This is a genomic window from Nostoc sp., from assembly GCF_036917355.1.
GTDB lineage: Bacteria > Cyanobacteriota > Cyanobacteriia > Cyanobacteriales > Nostocaceae > Nostoc.
In genome coordinates, this window is record NZ_JBALDP010000030.1 from 67,840 (window position 1) to 86,975 (window position 19,136).

14 protein-coding genes and 1 pseudogene are annotated in these 19,136 nt (G+C 42.3%); 9 read left to right on the forward strand and 6 right to left on the reverse strand.

Going from position 1 to position 19,136, the window contains the following annotated elements; all coding sequences use genetic code 11:
- Positions 1–46: 46 nt before the first annotated feature.
- Positions 47–1,147: an AI-2E family transporter gene (locus V7K53_RS08680; protein WP_335197137.1), complete on the forward strand. Its 1,101-nt coding sequence runs from the start codon at positions 47–49 to the stop codon at positions 1,145–1,147.
- 119 nt (positions 1,148–1,266) lie between these two features.
- Positions 1,267–1,980 carry a serine/threonine protein kinase gene (locus tag V7K53_RS08685; RefSeq protein WP_335197138.1) on the forward strand — a complete coding sequence of 238 codons (714 nt, stop codon included), beginning with the start codon at positions 1,267–1,269 and terminating at the stop codon, positions 1,978–1,980.
- Positions 1,981–2,162: 182 nt separating this feature from the next.
- On the opposite strand, the gene V7K53_RS08690 is transcribed toward V7K53_RS08685, so the two are convergent.
- The 3 genes from V7K53_RS08690 to V7K53_RS08700 all read right to left on the reverse strand — a co-directional run bounded on the left by V7K53_RS08690 (position 2,163) and on the right by V7K53_RS08700 (position 3,887).
- Positions 2,163–3,143 (reverse strand): AbiJ-NTD4 domain-containing protein, encoded by a 981-nt coding sequence (locus tag V7K53_RS08690; RefSeq protein ID WP_335197139.1) that lies wholly within the window; start codon positions 3,141–3,143, stop codon positions 2,163–2,165.
- Between the two features lie 202 nt (positions 3,144–3,345).
- Positions 3,346–3,600 carry a DUF5615 family PIN-like protein gene (locus V7K53_RS08695; RefSeq protein ID WP_335197140.1) on the reverse strand — a complete coding sequence of 85 codons (255 nt, stop codon included), beginning with the start codon at positions 3,598–3,600 and terminating at the stop codon, positions 3,346–3,348.
- Positions 3,597–3,887: a DUF433 domain-containing protein gene (locus V7K53_RS08700; RefSeq protein ID WP_094347923.1), complete on the reverse strand. Its 291-nt coding sequence runs from the start codon at positions 3,885–3,887 to the stop codon at positions 3,597–3,599. Before V7K53_RS08700 ends, V7K53_RS08695 begins: the two co-directional genes overlap by 4 nt.
- Positions 3,888–4,139: 252 nt before the next feature.
- On the opposite strand from V7K53_RS08700, the gene V7K53_RS08705 reads away from it, so the two are divergent.
- Positions 4,140–6,050, forward strand: a complete 1,911-nt coding sequence (locus V7K53_RS08705; protein WP_335197141.1) for a GTPase family protein — start codon at positions 4,140–4,142, stop codon at positions 6,048–6,050.
- A 321-nt stretch (positions 6,051–6,371) separates the two neighbouring features.
- Positions 6,372–8,051, forward strand: coding sequence for a hybrid sensor histidine kinase/response regulator (locus V7K53_RS08710; RefSeq protein ID WP_335197142.1), 1,680 nt, complete (start codon positions 6,372–6,374; stop codon positions 8,049–8,051).
- 36 nt (positions 8,052–8,087) lie between these two features.
- Here the strand turns inward: V7K53_RS08710 and V7K53_RS08715 are convergent, their stop codons facing one another.
- Together V7K53_RS08715 and V7K53_RS08720 are read right to left on the reverse strand one after the other, a co-directional pair.
- Entirely contained in the window at positions 8,088–8,546 is a 459-nt protein-coding gene (locus tag V7K53_RS08715) for a DUF29 domain-containing protein (protein ID WP_335197143.1), read from the reverse strand.
- A gap of 158 nt (positions 8,547–8,704) precedes the next feature.
- Positions 8,705–9,814, reverse strand: a complete 1,110-nt coding sequence (locus V7K53_RS08720; protein WP_335197145.1) for an S-(hydroxymethyl)glutathione dehydrogenase/class III alcohol dehydrogenase — start codon at positions 9,812–9,814, stop codon at positions 8,705–8,707.
- 380 nt (positions 9,815–10,194) lie between these two features.
- Here V7K53_RS08720 and V7K53_RS08725 point away from each other — a divergent pair, with 380 nt between their 5' ends.
- From V7K53_RS08725 to V7K53_RS08740, 4 genes are all read left to right on the forward strand, one after another.
- Positions 10,195–11,478 carry a valine--pyruvate transaminase gene (locus tag V7K53_RS08725; protein WP_335197146.1) on the forward strand — a complete coding sequence of 428 codons (1,284 nt, stop codon included), beginning with the start codon at positions 10,195–10,197 and terminating at the stop codon, positions 11,476–11,478.
- A 199-nt stretch (positions 11,479–11,677) separates the two neighbouring features.
- Positions 11,678–12,430, forward strand: a complete 753-nt coding sequence (rimM, locus tag V7K53_RS08730) for a ribosome maturation factor RimM (RefSeq protein ID WP_335197147.1) — start codon at positions 11,678–11,680, stop codon at positions 12,428–12,430.
- A gap of 63 nt (positions 12,431–12,493) precedes the next feature.
- Positions 12,494–12,730 carry a type II toxin-antitoxin system PemK/MazF family toxin gene (locus V7K53_RS08735; RefSeq protein ID WP_335187860.1) on the forward strand — a complete coding sequence of 79 codons (237 nt, stop codon included), beginning with the start codon at positions 12,494–12,496 and terminating at the stop codon, positions 12,728–12,730.
- 315 nt (positions 12,731–13,045) lie between these two features.
- Positions 13,046–15,427, forward strand: coding sequence for a phosphoketolase family protein (locus tag V7K53_RS08740; RefSeq protein ID WP_335197148.1), 2,382 nt, complete (start codon positions 13,046–13,048; stop codon positions 15,425–15,427).
- Between the two features lie 215 nt (positions 15,428–15,642).
- On the opposite strand, the gene V7K53_RS08745 is transcribed toward V7K53_RS08740, so the two are convergent.
- The gene (locus tag V7K53_RS08745; RefSeq protein ID WP_335197149.1) at positions 15,643–17,646 is read right to left on the reverse strand and encodes a hypothetical protein; all 2,004 of its coding nucleotides are present in this window, start codon (positions 17,644–17,646) and stop codon (positions 15,643–15,645) included.
- Between the two features lie 460 nt (positions 17,647–18,106).
- On the opposite strand from V7K53_RS08745, the pseudogene V7K53_RS34015 reads away from it, so the two are divergent.
- Positions 18,107–19,100, forward strand: a pseudogene (locus V7K53_RS34015) (IS982 family transposase); the annotation flags it as partial.
- Positions 19,101–19,136: the final 36 nt, after the last annotated feature.

The window sequence follows — 19,136 nt, forward strand, 5'->3', positions numbered from 1 at the left end:
TCGGTTCAATCTAGTAACTAGAATAATTTTCGCTTTGAAATTAATTATGAATTTTTCACTGAATCAACTACTTAGATGGTTAATTTTTACGTTGTTATTTCCTCTAGTATTTCTCAATGCTTGGCTAGCATCCTTGCTGGTTAGAAACTTTCAACCTGTCGTCACAATTCTTGTTTTGGCTACTTTGCTTGCATTCGTTTTAAACTATCCTGTTTCGATTCTCCAACAGCGGAGAGTTAAACGCGGCTATGCAGTAGCATTAGTTTTTATATTAGCATTGATAATTGTTGTGGCTTTGGGTATCACTTTACTGCCCATTGTTTTAGAGCAATTTAATGAAATGGTTAAAGTCTTTCCCCAATGGATTGATTCTAGCGAAGAAAAACTTCAGAGTGTCAATAATTGGTTTTTGAAACATAAAATAAATGTTAATTTAAGTCAGCTATTAGCACAAGTTACTGACCAATTACCTAATGAATTAGAGTTTGTTTCCGATAAACTTTTAAGTATTATTATAGATACAATTGATAGTATTTCTGAGGCGTTAATCACAGTAGTGCTAACTTTTTACTTATTGTTAGATGGCCCAAGAATTTGGGAGGCGATATTTAAGAAGTTACCTGGAAATCTTGCCCAGCAAATAAGCCAGTCTATTCAGCAAAACTTCCAAAATTACTTGATTGGTCAGGGAACTTTGGCTTTGCTGATGGGTGTTTCAATAACATTATTGTTTTTAGCTTTTCAAGTCCAGTTTGCTTTGCTCTTTGGTTTGGGAGTTGGACTTTTGAGCTTAATTCCCTTTGGTGATGTCGTCAGTCTGGTTTTAATAACTTTAATCATAGCGTCACATGACTTTTGGCTAGCAGCTAAGGTGTTTGCAGTAGCTGTTGTTATCGATCAGTTAATCGATCAGGCGATCGCACCCCGTCTTTTGGGCAAATTTACTGGTATTAGACCAATATGGGTATTAATTGCTTTGCTTGTAGGAACCAATGTTGGCGGAGTCTTGGGTTTACTAGTTGCGGTACCTGTAGCTGGCTTTATCAAAGATGTAGCAGATGGTTTTTCTAAATCTGTTAATTCTGATAACCTGGGTGAGGGTGAAGCAGCATCAGAATTGTTGGTAGAAAAATCAATATCGCAATGAGTTTTGAATAAAAATTGCTATCTCTAGCGTTAAAAGTAAGTAGCAACGGTGTAATTTAGGTCGTAATTCACTCAAGTCAACTTTATTCCCAAACCTTGTAAATTGGCTAAGGAATTAATATGGACAAATTGCCCCTAAAACAGTTAGTCAAAAACATTTATCAGGAACTACTGCCTAGATTACAGATTGAAAGTATCAATCCCTGCGATCCAGTTAAGGTAAGCCATCTTCCACAACCTTGGCGGCTGCTTGGCAGAGGAAATTACGCCGCAGTATTTTATCACCCCGATTCCCCTAACTATGTAGTTAAAATTTATGCCCCAGGACGGACAGGTTTTGAAGAGGAAGTAGAAGTTTACCGTCGTCTAGGTTATCATCCAGCCTTTTCTGAGTGTTTGTACGCCAAGGATGGATTTTTAGTCTTGAAACGGCTTTATGGAACAACCCTCTACGATTGTATGCACTTTGGTTTACTAATTCCCAAGCAGGTAATAAAGGACATTGATGAAGCTCTTGACTATGCGCGAAGTCGTGGACTCCACCCTCATGATGTCCACGGGCGTAATGTCATGATGTACCAAGGCAGAGGATTAGTTGTAGATATATCAGATTTCCTGCATCAAGAAGCTTGCTCTAAGTGGAATAACCTAAAAAAGGCTTACTACTGGTTATATCTGCCCGTGTTTTACCCACTTCGACTGCGCATACCATACTTTGTCTTAAATATCGTCCGCAAATGTTATCGCTTGGGAACTTCTGTTAAAAATTTTTGTTACCTACTATCTCTAAGATTAACTAATATTAAGTATTTAAATAAGTATTTAAAACGTTAAGAGCGATCGCCAGAAATTTTGTGTTATCCAATTTTTGCCTATTTTGGCACTTTCGTCATCAACACTTCGTTGATAGATTTTATTGTTGCTTGCGATCGCTGAATGTATCGAAGACAATTGCGTAGACAGCCAGAGGCGATCGCTCCTTATCTTTCAATATTTAATTAAAAAGCGATCGCACTCTAAATCTTCGATTTCAGGTAATTTATGAAAGACGTACATGAAAGTAAAAAGAACTTTGCATCAGCAATAGTTAGATCAGGCTCAGTCAACATAGCATGTCTGATACCTCCCTCATCACTTGTATATCCATACAAAATTAAGAATGAATTTTTTAAAGCGGGATGTAAATTGTGAGAAACTTCCAGAACCTTCAGAGCATCTGCTAAAGTTGTCTTTGGTTTTCCAGTAATAGCTTTTGCAAGACTTTCAACTGCGGAAATAGATTCTTTTATAGAGTTTCTGTAGTCAGGATTTTCTTTGTCGCTCATCAAAGCAAGGGAGCGCTTCAAATGACTGGACACAGCAGGAAAATTTTTATCATCTACTGCTTGCTCAAGCATTTCAATTTCTTGCTCATTGGTGATATCTGTGAATACACCTCCAACAAATCTGTAACCTGCCAGTTCTCTTTCTAATACAAAGTTTATCTCTTCTACAAGTTTCGGAGATTTGAAATAATTCATAGTGATTTCAATAAAATCGTAAACTTCATACCATTGGCATTTTTGAAAATATGTGGATAACCACTTTACAGATGCTCTTGAGCTTCCAGGCAAGTTATCCAAAGGATACTTAAAATATTTTACCCAAAGATATTCAATAAAAACGTCTATAAGTTTGCCCGAATATCTGATAATACCTTTATATATGGAATTTGAGTATTTTAAAAATAAATTTCCACTTAATACATTCCAAAGAGAATTGCGTAGAGCATCATTCATACTATCAATCTGGATAATTTCAGATATTGGCTTTAAACCTCGTCGCTGACTAAATGTATTGCCTGAAAACTCGACTTTAAACATCTTAGGTAATTGTTGTCTTACCTCACTTTCAGAAAATCTCTCAGGCTCATGTATATGACAGTACCCAGAAGAATTAGCTTTGAGCTTACATTTTTCTCCAGATTTAGTTGTTGCTTTGCAATTAGCTGATGCCATACAAGATTACTTCGAGGATATCTTTATTAAGATAGCAGTCTTACCAATGAAACCTAGTATTAATTAAAACGCTGACAGTGGTCTAATAGCTTTTATCAATATAAGCACTTAAAAATATCACTTGGTTTACCATCTCCTCAGCCGAACGAGTAGCAACCAACTTGAGCAACCCTTGTAACTGTTGCCCTACTGAATAGCGTTGTTACTGCAACAAGATAATGCCAGCATGATTTCTTTCTGTGGCTAGAAACTCGTTATGTAAGCAGCAAAAGTCTTTTCGGTTGTAGCTATAGATAACACGCCCTTGTTCTGTTGCCCAAATTAGCTGCTCATCATCAGAATAGCTCTGCCTGCTCACATCGGCCACTGTCACAACATTCAAGTTTGCATTACAGAAAGCTTTGATTAGGGACTTCTCAACACTGTCCTCATCTAAATACAAACGAATTTGGCTCACTGTCTCTTCGCCGTGTACTCAGCTTCCAAACGGTCGTATTCTTCAATTTCTGCGGCAATCTCCGTGTCAATTACTTCCTGGTTAGCATAGTAGTAAGCTAGCGCTGCATAAACTTGTGCCAACATTAGCTGTGGTCTTTGGACAACTATCTCTTCCGGTTTCATGCCTGCGTTGAAATCGATCGCAATATTATGTACCGTAATCCGGTGTCCCGCAATCCGAGGGCGACCACCACAGGTTCCGGGTGTGCTGACAATCAGCGTGCCAATGTCGGTAATTGTTTGCATAGCTTGTTTACTAAATTTTGCTCTCATAGACAACTGAGCAATTTTAAACTTCTTCTAATTTAGAAATATAAATATCCAGTTGTTTATTTAGCTACCTACAGCAAAATAAAACATTTATCCCTAATAATTAGGAGTCTACCATTAATCCCAGAATACCAAACATCCTGCTTGCATTGAAGACGATAGACTTTTTATAAGAGTAATTTTTACAAAAACTCGAATTTTCTAACATTTCAAAGCAGGTATAGGGCAATGGTGCGATTAAAACTGTGGCAGTGGGTAGTCTTAGCAATCCCGATCGCGTTTATCATTATTTTCTTACTGGTATCCGCCGGTTCACAAATTCATGCGTGGGGCATTAATTGGATTTGGGGTGTATTCACCGTTTTATTTGTTGGTTGGCGTTGGCTGCTAGTCAAATGGACTCAACCAGCTGTTAACCAAGTGGAAGCTGTATTAACTCAAGTCCGTGAAGAACTGGAATCGACAGCAGAAGATACAGTAGAGCAACCAGTGGGAAGCGACACCACAAAGCTTGCAGAAGCCGCCCTTCAAGAAATTCTCCAAGCAGCACAAAGCGATCGCCCGATTTGGGAAGACTGGCAAACTTTTTGGACGCGATGTCAGGATTTAGTCGTAGCGATCGCTCGTATCTATAATCCTCAGATTCAATATCCCCTGCTGAATATTTACGTTCCCCAAGCTTACGGGCTGATTCGGGGAACGGTAGATGATATGGATCGGTGGATGCAAAATTTATCCCCGATCCTCAATCAGGTAACGGTTGGACAAGCATACCAAGGATATGAGGTCTACCGGAAGTTGGAACCATCGGCTCGGAAATTCTGGAAAGTTTGGAACTGGGCACAGTGGATCTTAAATCCGGTGGCGGCAGTGGCAAAACAAGCCAGTCAGGGTTCTAGTAACCAAGCAACTCAGCAATTATTGGGAAATTTGAGCCAGTTATTTCGGGAAGCTGCCCTGAGAAACTTATGCCTACAAGCGATCGCACTTTACGGAGGTAGCACATTACCAGTTCCAGCAACCGTAGTTTCCCCACCAACTTTACCCAAGGCAAAAACCCAAACACTCCGAGAAATCCTGACTCAAGCTCAACCAGCTGAGGCGGTTGAGCAAAAACCCGTGAATATTCTGCTGGTAGGGCGCACGGGATCGGGAAAAAGTAGCCTGATTAATACGCTATTTCAGGCGGATCTCGCAGCCGTTGACGTTTTACCCAGTACCGATCGCATTCATAATTATCAATGGCAAACTGAAAGTGGCGAAACTCTAACGCTTTTAGATACACCTGGTTACGAACAAGTCAACCGTGCCGAACTCCGAAACTTGGTGCTTGATTATGCGATCAACTCAGATTTGCTGCTGTTAGCTACTCCTGCCCTCGATCCTGCCCTGCAAATGGATGTGGACTTTTTGCAAGCTATCAAAGCAGAAATTGCAGATTTACCTGCGATCGCGATTGTCACCCAGGTAGATCGGCTGCGTCCGATCCGCGAATGGCAACCACCTTATGATTGGGAATCGGGCGATCGCCCCAAAGAAATTGCGATTCGCGAAGCCACTGAGTATCGTGCCAAACAGCTAGGAAACTTCTGTAATCTAGTTTTACCCGTGGTTACAGGTGACAGCAAAACAAATCGAGTTGCCTGGGGAGTAGAAGCGCTATCGTTGGGATTAGTGGATGCGATCGCACCTACCAAGCAACTCCGTCTCGCCCGCTTTTTGCGTAACCTAGAAACTCGCATCGTCGCCGCCGCCAAAATCATCGACCACTACACCTTCCAAATGACGACAACACAAGGATTAACGGCATTGCTCAAAAGTCCCGTCCTTCAGTTTGTTTCTACGTTCTCAACCGGATCTCCAGCCTTAGCGTATATGCTGGCGGAGCAAATTCCTGTGGAACAGTTGCCGATTGTGATTGGTAAACTACAAATGGGATATGAACTTTTCTCGCTCTTGAACCCCAAGTCGCTCAACTTTGAATTGCTATCCCTTTGGCCGCTACTGCTGGAAAACACCGCTGCACCCGATCGCAACGCCTGGGCATTTGGTCACGCTCTAGTGGAGTACTGGACGCAAAATTTGACGGTTGAACAACTCCGAGAGCGATTTGAGTATTATTTAGCGATCGCCAAATAATTTGCCTGCGATGGCGATGTCTACGAAGGATTGTGACGCATCTTCGATATTCTTGCAAATACTACGTCTAAATAATGAGTTTAAGCTGTTACATAACCACCGTAGATTAAACACCAAAAGCTGCATTAATGAATAAAAGTAAATTACGAATATTTACTTAGTACTTTTGAAGAATTTCATCCTATATAAGGAAAAGTAAAAATGCGGTAACAGATTGTAATCTCAAGATCGAGGTTAAGATTACGATTAAGAGTAGGTGTCTACTGAACCTACCCGCTTTACCTAAGTTTTTATACAGATATCTTTTTGTTCGGAGTTTTTATGAAAAATATATTACAAACCTCCATCTCTCAAGAACAGAATTCAGATCCGAGCTATGGCATTTCCTCTTACAACAGGCTACTTGCCGTTGTGAAGGATTTGGCTTGTGTGCGGACTATTGAGGAAATTATTGAGATTGTGCGTTTGGCTGCTCGCGATCTCACAAATGCTGATGGAGTAACTTTTGTATTGCGGGATGGTGAATGTTGCCACTATGTCGATGAAAACGCCATTGGTCCACTTTGGAAAGGTATGCGTTTTCCGCTCAAGTCTTGCATCTCCGGTTGGGCAATGCTCAATAAAAAAGCAGCCGTAATTGAGGACATTTACCAAGATGCACGGATTCCGATTGAGGCGTACAAGGTAACTTTTGTCAAAAGTTTAGTGATGGTTCCGATTCGCGTTTCCGATCCACTGGGTGCGATCGGAGCTTACTGGAGTACACGCCACCTAGCCACACCCGAAGAGATTGGACTCCTTGAGATTTTAACCGATACTACAGCAGTTGCGATCGCTAACGTGCAACTTTTCCAGAAACTAACGAACCAAAACGCCCTAAAAGACAAATTTATTGCGATGTTGGCTCACGAACTGAGGAATCCCGTTGCCCCCATCTCCAACGGCGTTCAGCTACTGAAGCTGAAGCTAGGACAGACTGGCGCAGTTGGGGAAACAGTTTTAATGATGCAAAACCAGATCAAGCACCTCTCGAAATTAATCGATGAGTTACTTGACGTATCGTCCATCACTTATGGAAAGATTTCATTAAACCTTGAGAAAGTTAATCTGGTGGAATTGATTCGCCAGAGTCTCAATGACCATGCACAAGCAATCAAGAGATGGAACCTTAATGTAGTAGAAGACCTGCCAAACACGCCCGTCTGGGCTTATGTTGATTCCACTCGCTTCTTCCAAATCTTTGGGAACCTTCTTGATAACGCCTTAAAGTTTTCCCAGCCAGATGGGACGATCTGGGTGGATTTCTCAGTTATTCCTGGTGAGAATGGCTCAGGTAGTGTAGCGACCTTATCCGTAAGAGATACAGGCATAGGGATAGACCCGACAATATTACCAGAACTTTTCGAGCCGTTTACCCAGGCCGATCGCAGTTTAGATCGTTCGCGGGGCGGGCTAGGTTTGGGACTTTCGGTAGTAAAAAGTCTTGTAGAACTTCATGGTGGTAATGTTGAAGCCTCAAGTAGAGGGATAAATTTGGGAGCAGAATTCAAAGTCACTCTCCCCGTATGCGAAGAGATTACAGCCTCGGACAACGAACTAGAGATTACAGAAGCGGCGAAAAAGTCGTTGAAGATTTTAGTCATCGAAGATAACGAGGATTCAGCCGTATCATTACAAGCGGTACTTGAGTATTTTGGGCATGAAGTTTCCATTGCCAAGAATGGAATTTTAGGGGTAGAAACTGCAAAGAAGCTTGAGCCTCATGTAATTATTTGTGACATCGGACTTCCCGAAATGGATGGATTCGCCGTTGCACAGGAACTGAGTAAAGACTCCAAATTCACTCGCTCAATTCTGATTGCGCTTACCGGCTACGGTAGCCAAGAGGATCGGCAGCTTGCGCTGAAGGCTGGTTTCAAATGCCACTTAACCAAGCCTGTAGACTTTGAAATACTGATAGCAGAAATCGATCGATACTTTGATGAAGTATTATCAAGTTGAGAAATTTTGCTACTTGTGAATTTTGACTGACGAGTGTCAATCCATTAAATCATCTGTGGTAGACTCACCAGGATAAAAGCGATCGCTCAAAATTTCCTCAAAAAGATATAAACATTGGTTGGGAAAAGTTGAAAGTGGCAGATTTGTTTCTCCTGATGCTAAATCCCTACCATTTTCATAAGATTCCTGGAGTGCTTCTTCAATGTAAGGTTTCAGGCTAGGATTTTCGTTCAGCAACTTGAGAATTTCCCGTCGTTGCACTCTAATTGTTGCTAACCAACTACGACTGCGTTGCTTTGGTTGATATTCCCATTTGAGTAAATGTGCAATTAACACACTAAAACGATTTCTCAATTCTTGGCGTTCCTTTCTTCCCAAAGATTCAATTTCCTCAATTAAATTGGGTAGGTCAAGCTGGTTCCATTGATGATGACGCAAAAAGTTAGCCTGTTCTTGAGTCCAAGTGTAGAAGTCTGTTTCATAGAAGTTTGGCATCAGTTTTTTTGCCTTTTTTCAGATTTGTAGTGTCTACATAATTTTCAAATGCATAATTCATAATTATGTTTCAGATAGAGATTTGAACCTTATTTGAAACAGGACTGTCTGCGTAAGCATCAAGCACAAATTACGAATTACGAATTAATAATTACGAATTAGAAAGTCACCACACTGCGAATTGATTCACCTTTGTGCATCAATTCAAAAGCATCATTAATTTGCTCAATGGGCATCACATGGGTAATCAAATCATCAATATTTATCTTACCTTCCATATACCAATCAACAATTTTTGGCACATCTGTACGTCCTCTAGCGCCACCGAATGCTGAACCTTTCCAAACGCGCCCAGTGACTAATTGAAAAGGACGAGTGCTGATTTCTTGTCCAGCACCAGCAACACCAATAATCACACTGACACCCCAACCTTTATGGCAGCATTCTAATGCTTGACGCATAATTTTGACATTACCGATACATTCAAAACTGTAATCGGCACCGCCTTTTGTTAAATCAACCAGATAGGGAACTAAATCACCCTCTACTTCTTGGGGATTAACAAAATGCGTCATGCCAAACTTTTCCGCCAAAGCGCGTTTGCTGGGATTAATATCTACACCGACAATCATATTTGCCCCTACCATCCGCGCCGCTTGGATGACATTTAAACCAATACCACCCAAGCCGAAAACAACGACATTTGCTCCCGGTTCCACCTTGGCAGTATTGATAACTGCGCCAATACCAGTAGTCACACCGCAGCCAATGTAACAAACCTTATCAAACGGTGCATCTTCCCGAATTTTTGCCACTGCGATTTCTGGTAGCACCGTATAGTTGGCAAAGGTGGATGTACCCATATAATGATGAATCATCTGCCCATCGATACTAAAGCGACTGGTGCCATCGGGCATCACACCGCGTCCTTGAGTTTGGCGAATGGCTTGGCAAAGATTAGTTTTGAAACTCAGACAATATTCGCACTGACGACATTCGGGAGTGTAGAGCGGAATCACGCGATCGCCTGGTTTGAGACTGGTGACACCAGCGCCTACTTCCACTACCACGCCAGCACCTTCATGTCCCAAAATTGCCGGAAACAAACCTTCGGGATCGTCACCAGATAGGGTAAAGGCGTCGGTATGACAAACCCCGCTTGCTTTCACTTCAACTAAGACTTCGCCGGCTTGTGGCCCTGATAGTTGAACGGTTTCAATCGTCAATGGCTTACCTGCACTGTAAGCTACTGCTGCTTTAACTTCCAATGTCAGCGCTCCTGTATAGTTTTGTCATTTGTCATTTGTCATTTGTTATTTGTTATTTGTCATTGGGATTAAGAGATAGGTTACAGGTGATAGGGAATAATCTCTACCCTGTACCCTGTAACCTGTACCCTATTCTCTTCTTTTCTCTCCAGTTTCCTCACAGGCATTGAACGCATGATAAACTTTTGTATTACTTCATCGTATTTACTAAGCACGATCGCGGCTATAACGATAAATATTATTACCTTTGTTAAAAAGTCATTCTCTCGCTAGATTGGTTAAAGGCGGCAACAGCTGTTTTGGCAACGATGTAAACTGGATGTCAGCAGCAAACCCCAAATAATTTGTCCACCCTCAATTAATATATTTTGTCACAGCTTATGAACCCTGCCCTAACTCAAATTGGCGCTCAAATGTCCAACCTGACCGGCGTCAGAGCAATCATGAAGGATATTATCGAAACATTACGAGCGGGTGCAGGGCAGCAGTTTATTAATTTGAGTGCTGGTAATCCGTTGATTTTGCCAGAGGTAGAGCAATTATGGCGGGATTGCACTGCACAGCTTTTGGCTAGTCCAGAATATGGTGAGGTAGTTTGCCGCTACGGTTCAAGTCAGGGCTATGCACCATTTGTTGAAGCGATCGCCAATGATTTTAACAAACGCTACGGGTTAAAATTAACCGATCGCAATATCCTGATCACCCCCGGTAGTCAAACCCTCTACTTCTACGCTGCTAATACCTTCGGTGGCTACACCCCTAGCGGCGAGTTAAAACAAATTGTTTTGCCCCTCAGCCCTGACTACACAGGTTATGGCGGTATCTGCTTAGTTCCAAAAGCCTTAACTGCCTACAAACCAACTCTCGATATTGATGCAGCTGCCCACCGATTTAAATATCGCCCCGACTTTAGCAAACTTACAATTACAGAAAATACGGGTTGTGTTCTTTTCTCTCGCCCCTGTAATCCTACTGGTAACGTCCTCACCGATGATGAGGTGAAAAAGATTGCCGCCCTAGCTGCGCCTTACAATCTACCTGTGTTGATTGACTCAGCTTATGCGCCTCCCTTCCCAGCATTGAACTTTACCGAAATGACACCAGTGTTTGGTGATAATATCCTCCACTGCATGAGTTTATCGAAAGCGGGATTACCAGGGGAAAGAATTGGTATAGCTATTGGGGATGAAAAGTGGATTGAAGTGCTGGAGTGTTTTCAGGCAAATATGAGTCTCCATTCTTCACGTTACGGCCAAGCGATCGCAGCTTATGCAATCAATTCTGGTGCTTTAGTGGATATTTCCCATACTGTCATCCGTCCCTTTTACCAAAATAAATTTACCGTTTTAGAAACTAGCTTAGAACAAGCGATGCCCAAGAATTTACCTTGGTATCTCCATCGCGGCGAAGGGGCAATTTTTGCATGGTTGTGGTTACAAGATTTACCTATCAGTGATTGGGAATTTTACCAGCAATTAAAGCAAGTAGGTGTGATTATTGTTCCTGGAAGTACCTTCTTCCCCGGTTTAGAGGAAGAATGGGCGCACAAGCACCAATGTTTCCGCATCAGCCTCACCGGCAGCGATGAAGAGATTGCCACTGCCATGCAACGTTTAGCAAAAGTAGCTGAAGAAGCTTATAAAGGTGCGGCGGTGACTGCCTAGTACCGCAAGGCGGAATTAAAAATTAAAAATTAAAAATTAAAAATGAATACAGCGTAAGCGTTTCATTGATTTGGAATGGTGAGCAGTCGCTCAGAGAGGGTTCCCCCCATGAGGAACTGCCGTTAGCGCAGCGTTAACGAGTTATCGAGCGTCAGGGGTGGTTTATTTCCGCCGTGTTGTAGTAGTAGGAAAAATGGAAATGAAACACGAAGAAGCTAATAAAGAGATTGGAGGCAGAGGTGCAGAGGGGCAGAGGGGCAGACGTGCAGAGAAGCAGAGGGGCAAGAGAGTAGGAGGGAATTCAAAAATTCAAAATGTCCAATCTCCAACCCCTAATCCCCAGCCCGTAGTTCCCAATCCTCAATCCCCAGCCCCCAATCTCGACGATTGGCTAGAAATTGGTAAGATTGTTTCCCCTCAAGGATTGTCTGGAGAATTACGGGTTTATCCTGTATCGGACTTTCCCGAAAGATTTGAGGTGCCAGGAAAACGTTGGTTGTTGTGTTCAGGTGACATAGAACCACAACCAATCGAATTATTGACAGGACGTTATATCAGTAATAAAAACTTGTATGTCATCAAATTAGCTGGTGTGGAAAATTGCGATCGCGCCGAGGCGTTGCGCGGTTGTAAGTTAATGGTGCCAGCAAACGATCGCCCTCAATTAGGCGAAGATGAATATCATGTCCTCGATTTGATTGGCTTGGAAGTATTCATGCAAGCATCTGGCGAACTCGTGGGTACAGTGGTAGACATTATCCCGGCTGGCAATGATTTGTTAGAAGTAAAATTACACCCATCTTTTACCACTGACAAAGGACAAATGACAAATGACAAAGGACAAAAGACTGTTTTGATTCCATTTGTGGAAGCGATCGCACCAGTAGTAGACTTGAAATCCAATCGCATTGAAATTACGCCGCCACCTGGTTTGTTGGAAATTAATAATTAGGTTATTCCTCGATCTGCCTCTAGCTAGTTTTGCTGTACTCGATAGTTCAAGGGAAAGCAAAGCTTGAAGCATGAGAAAATTAGAGTACATACTCTATCTATTAATCCTTCAGGTGAAGGCGGTTTAACCCAAGAGTCAGTGGTACTTTCTTATCAAATAGTTGTCATCGATAGGCAGCGATTAATCCGAAAATTAGGAACTCTTTCTCCTAATTATTTATTAATGCTAAAAGTGGCATTAGATTACAATGCGGTTCGGATAAGCAATTTTCTTCTCCCTTTTGGTTTGGAAAAAGGGTAAGGGGTAAGGGGGAAAAGTTTGAATTTAGCCTTTTCCCTTTTCCCTTTCCCCCTTAACCGAACCGTATTGCATTAGATTACACTTTACAACTAGATAATTATGACGAAGACAATGCTGATTGATACTATTAATTAGTAGCGTAAGGGTAGCTCATTCTAGACATTGCCTCCATCTTGTGCCCACTTGTGCCCAGAGACAGAAATTTAGTCACAAAGGCTGAAAAAGTTCATCATCGGTTAGATGGCCATTATCTTAAAAATAAGTAGAATTACATACTGGTAAATCCGTCAAATCCTTTTGTAATGGAGTGTCGCAATGACATTAGCCAGTCCTCCACAAACAAAGCCTTTAACTGATGAAGAGTTACGTAAGATAAACGCCTACTGGCGTGCAGCTAACTATCTTTCCGTTGGGCAGATATATCTACTCGACAATCCGCTACTAAAAGAACCGCTAAAGCTGGAACACGTTAAACCCAGACTATTGGGGCACTGGGGAACAACACCAGGGCTGAACTTAATCTATGCTCATCTGAATCGGGTCATCAAAAAATATGACCTCAACATGATATATATTGCTGGCCCTGGTCATGGTGGCCCTGGACTGGTAGCCAACACCTACCTGGAAGGCACTTACACCAAGTATTATCACAACATCTCCCAGGATGCTGAAGGAATCCAGAAACTCTTCAAACAGTTCTCTTTCCCTGGTGGTATTCCCAGCCACGTTGCACCGGAAACCCCTGGTTCGATCCACGAAGGCGGGGAACTAGGTTATGCCCTCGTTCACGCTTTTGGTGCTGCCTTTGATAACCCTGACTTGATCGTTGCAGCTGTTGTGGGTGACGGTGAAGCTGAAACAGGTGCTTTAGCAACTAGCTGGCATTCCAACAAATTTCTTAACCCCGTGCATGATGGGGCTGTACTGCCGATTCTGCACTTGAATGGATATAAAATTGCTAACCCAACAGTACTGGCACGCATCAGCCATGAGGAATTAGAAAGCTTATTTGTAGGCTACGGCTACAAGCCCTACTTTGTCGAAGGTGACGATCCCGCAGATGTACACCAGCAGATGGCGGCGACTCTAGATATAGCGATCGCGGAAATTCAAAGTATCCAAAGAGAAGCCCGCGTACACGGTTTCACCAAACGTCCGCAGTGGCCAATGATTGTCTTGAAAACCCCCAAAGGTTGGACAGGGCCAAAGGAAGTAGATGGTAAAAAAACAGAAGGTTTTTGGCGATCGCACCAAGTTCCCTTTGGCAACATCGCCAAACAGCCAGAACATCTGAAACTCCTAGAAAATTGGATGAAGAGTTACAAACCAGAAGAACTCTTCGACGTTAACGGCACACTAATCCCAGAACTAGCAGAACTGGCTCCCAAAGGTCATCGACGCATGGGTGACAATCCCCACGCTAACGGCGGTCTTTTGCTGTGCGACCTGAAGATGCCCGACTTTCGAGACTATGCTGTAGATGTTCTCAAACCAGGGCAAGCGATCGCTGAAGCTACCCAAGTTGCCGGAAAATTCCTCCGGGATATCATGCAACTTAACCAAGAAAGCCGCAACTTCCGTATCGTCGGCCCTGACGAAACGGTATCAAATCGCTTGGGCGCTGTGCTAGAAGCCACAGACCGGGATTGGGCAGCCCAGATCCTCCCCGAAGATGACCACCTTTCCCCCGATGGTCGGGTGATGGAAATTCTTAGCGAAACTAATTGTCAAGGATGGTTAGAAGGCTACCTCCTCACAGGACGCCACGGGTTTTTCTCTTGCTATGAGGCGTTTATCCACATCATTGACTCGATGTTCAATCAGCACGCCAAATGGCTGAAAACTACCAGACATATTCCCTGGCGCAAACCAATTGCTTCGCTCAATTATCTACTCACCTCCCACGTTTGGCGGCAAGACCATAACGGTTTCTCTCACCAAGACCCCGGTTTTATTGACCATGTAGTTAACAAAAAAGCAGAAATCGTTCGCGTGTATTTGCCCCCCGATGCCAACACTCTGCTATCAGTAACTGACCATTGTTTAAGAAGCCGCAACTATGTCAATGTCATCATTGCCGGAAAGCAACCAGCATTGCAATACCTAAATATGGATGCTGCTATCAAGCACTGCACCAAAGGCATCGGTATTTGGGAATGGGCAAGTAACGACAAAGACGGCGAACCAGATGTAGTTATGGCTTGTGCTGGGGATATTCCCACCTTAGAAACTTTAGCGGCTGTAGACATTCTGCGTCAGCATTTCCCTGAGTTAAAGGTGCGGGTGGTAAACGTAGTCGATTTGATGACACTACAGCCGAAAAGCGAACATCCCCACGGTTTGAGCGAAAAAGACTTTGACACGATTTTTACCACCGATAAACACATTATCTTTGCCTTTCATGGCTATCCCTGGTTGATTCATCGTTTAACCTATCGCCACACCAATCACGATCAGTTGCATGTGCGTGGCTACAAGGAAGAAGGAACCACCACCACTCCCTTTGATATGGTTGTGCTTAACGAGCTAGATCGCTTCCATCTAGTGATGGATGTAATCGATCGCGTACCAAAGCTAGGATATAGGGCAGCTTATGTCAAACAGCAGTTGCAAGATAAGCTGATCGAACACAAACATTACATTGAGAAGTACGGCGACGATATGCCAGAAATTCGTGATTGGAAGTGGCCCTATTAATAGGAAGACAGGCTTTTTCAGTTGAAGAGAATATACAACTTTGCTAACTCCCTGACTTTGTAGGAAAGGGAGTTTTCGTCTATCGTCAGCGAACCAGGTACAGTTCTCAAAACTATAGCAGGCAACAAAGAATAGGCAACAGGCTTAAAAGTCTTTTGCTATCGGGGTTTGACGTTCAGTTTCTCTACTAACCTACCTGGCAACTGCTATAACTACTACTTTCCCCGTGAGGCTTTTTCCCTCTTTCTTCTCTGCTCTATTGTATTTACGTTCTCTTGCTGCTGTTTGTGGTATTTTTGGAATGCATCACTTTTTTCATATTCTTCAATCCATTTGTCACCTTGCACGCCCTTCAAATCTCTTATATATACCTTATAAGTTTCAGGGTTTACACCTAAACTTTTCAAATGTCTTAAAGTCGTATACATCTGATCCGGGTCAGGCTTATAGTGACCGCTTTTATCTGCGATCGCTTCAAGTTTGCCATTTATAACCTTAATGGCACCAGCACCTTTGATTGGGGTGCCAGCTAAAGCACTGGAGTGATGATATTTTCCTTGTTTATGAGCATCAGCGTAGAATTTCCCATCTGGACTAAGCACAAAGATCATCCAATCCTGCCCACCATCCGGCGCACCAAGAGCTTCCATCCCTAGTGAGCTAAGGCTATCCCCAAAAGCATCTTGCCATTTACCACCACTCACCGTAACTCCTCTCGGTCTGCGTTCTGCCTCAGACTCTAAGTATTGAACTCCCTCAATAGATATATTTTTTTGCTTCAGCCAATCCCAGAAAGAAATTGTCGGGGGCGGTGGAGATGCATTAGCGTATTTTGATTTTGCTTTCCATGTCCAGAAATTAGCTTCACCGCCTTCTTGCTGTTTCTGGTCATTAAAAGCAGCTATCATTTCTTTATCTTTCTTTTCCTGTTCATTCAGCCATTCTAGGATTGCTGTCTCGCTTATCCAATCTTCAAAATGCCCGGCTTCTATATCCTTACCTGCCAACTTAAAAGCTGGCCGATGCAATGCATCCCATGCTTCAAGCCAATAACTCTGATGATTTGTGTCGAGAACGCGAAGTTCTGCCCACCTCGTCGCCTTTTGCTCAGCCCTAAATTGGCTAACTATATCTTTGTGGGTTAGGGGTTTTGACTTACCCTTGATCTGAGGTAAAGATGAATCTGTTCTTACTATCTTCTTCAGTTTATTCCAGCGTTCCTTCCCGGTTGTCTTTGGTTTAGTTTGCTCTTCTACTTTGCTTTCTGGTATCTCTGGTTTAGCTTCTTTTCTTAACTGTTCAGCTTCGTTTTCTAATAAAATTTTTTGTAGGTATTCTATGATTTCTTCACCGTTTAAAGGAGTAATTTCAGTGAGTCCATCTTGGATTTTACTTGACAGTAAATCAGTTAATAATTTTCGTGCTAATTGCATTGTATTGTCGTAATCAAGTTGAAACTCCTGTTTGGACTGGATATTATCTGGATTTTTTTCTTTTTCTTCTTTATATTGAGACAAAAGATAGTCTGCTATTTTATTTAAATTTTTCTCAACCTCTCGATTGATATCGAATAAGGTTGTTTCTGATTCAGAGGAGGTATTTGGTATTTCATCTTCTGACTCTTTCATCTCTTCCTTTGATTCCTGAGGTCGAAAATCTGAGGCTTGTGAATCTGTATAAATGCTCGCTCCAGACTCGGATTCTAACTGTTGCGCCTCTTCCTCTGCTTTGATAGACTTATTCGTTATCCGATCTGTTGTTGGTTTTCTCTTATCACTCAGCCACGGTTGTGAGTCAGTTGAAACTTTATTTTCTTGTCCTATCTGTTCAAACTTTTTAATTATATCTTGAACGCCTAAAAGCTGGATAACATCTCCATCTGTCTGAGTTACCTTACACTGTATCCCATCTACTGTATTCACTACATTACCCGATTCACTTGAAGCTGTTCTCTTATCGCTTACACCAACCTGATGCTTTAGTTTAGAAGCCGTCTGAATGGGAATATTCTTACTCTGCGGTTCATGCATTTGGCTTACGACATCTGTGGCTACCCTATTTGCTTCCTGCTCATACTTATCCCCAGGTTGCCCAATTTGAAGTTGTGGCTGAATTTGTTGTGCTAAACGTGTTTCACGCCTTGTAAATAAATCAGGGATTTCTAACAGGTTAGGCTGACCCTTGCTACTTTCTTTTCTCTGCATCCAGAAGTTATTCATCTTGGCTTGCAATACACCCAAGCGTTCCTGTCCTTCTGGCGTTATCGTGCCATGTTTTGCCTGGATCTCTAATTTTGTAGCCTCCATTTTTTGATTTTGTAAGGCTTGATTATCTATTTGTTCTTGGGTGAGAGGCTTCCCCGATATCTCTTTACTCTGGATACGAAAGTATCGAGGTGTCAACTTGGATATTTCTTGGGGTCTTTGGTAACTTTGTAAGTTAGATTTGTGGACTCTTTGAAATTTCATTTATGACTTGTTTGTCACTCAGATCGAACGTATTGTAACACCAGAAGTGTTTGCATAATTTTTTCACTTTGTACTGTTAACCTGAGTTCGGGATAAGGAAAAGGACAGGTAGTAAGCTGAAAATAACAACAAATCCAGCAACCTGCCCTATGTTTAGTTTAGATGCTTTGTTTTGTCATGTAGATAATTTCTGTAAAGCATTTGAAGCGCAATGGCACAAACAACTGTTAAAACATGGAGGAATTAAACGTATTCGCACTAAAAGCCTTTGTTTAAGTGAAATTATCACAATTTTGATTGCTTTTCATCAAAATCACTACCGGAACTTCAAGCATTTTTATCTCAATCAGGTCAAGCAGCAATGGAGTTCTGCTTTTCCAGGCCTTCCAAGTTATCAAAGATTTATTAGACTTCTTGCATAAGTCGGGAAAAGGGTAAGGGGGAAGGGGAAAAGGTTCTGTATTGTCCCCTTCCCCTTTAACCTTTACCCTTTTCCCCCTCTTGCAAAAAGCACTTTTGCAAGAGGTCTATTGAATGGATACCATCAACCTTGATACCGTTGTGTGTCTATCTCAAGCATTGTTTTGGACGATGTACGGGTATCGGTTTTATCGATTCAACCAGCTTGAAGGTATGCCATAACCGTCGGATTCCTCGGCATAAGGTGTTTGAGGGTTTAGCCTCTCGTGGCAAAACTTCTGTGGATTGGTTTTTTGGCTTTAAGCAACATAAAAGTCGTAAATGAACTTGGTCAAATCTTAAATGTGGCTCTGACTCCTGGTAACATTGATGACCGTAAACCTGTGCCCGATTTACTGCGTGAGTTGTTTGGCAAAATATTTGGCGTTAGCGAAGCTCACCGAAGGTATCGCGGCTATGTTTCTGAAAAACTCGCTTCTCAGCTTTTGGAACAGTTCGGAATCCAATTTTTTGCTAAACCCCGTCGCAATATGAAGAATAGGCTGATGCGTCTTCATGACAAGCTTTTGTCCCGTAAACGCTCAATTATTGAGACTATTAACGACCAACTCAAAAACATTTCTCAGATTGAACATTCAAGACACCGATAGCGAAGCGGTAGCCGGTACCCCGGCGTCAGCCCCGTTAATTTTTGCGTTAACGTTTTGTGCGGATTAATTGCTTATTGCCACCAACCTAAGAAACCTAGCCTTCAGATGGACTGGCTTTTATCTCAAACAGCTTAACCCGAACTCAGGTTACTGTTAAGTAATTTCGGCTAC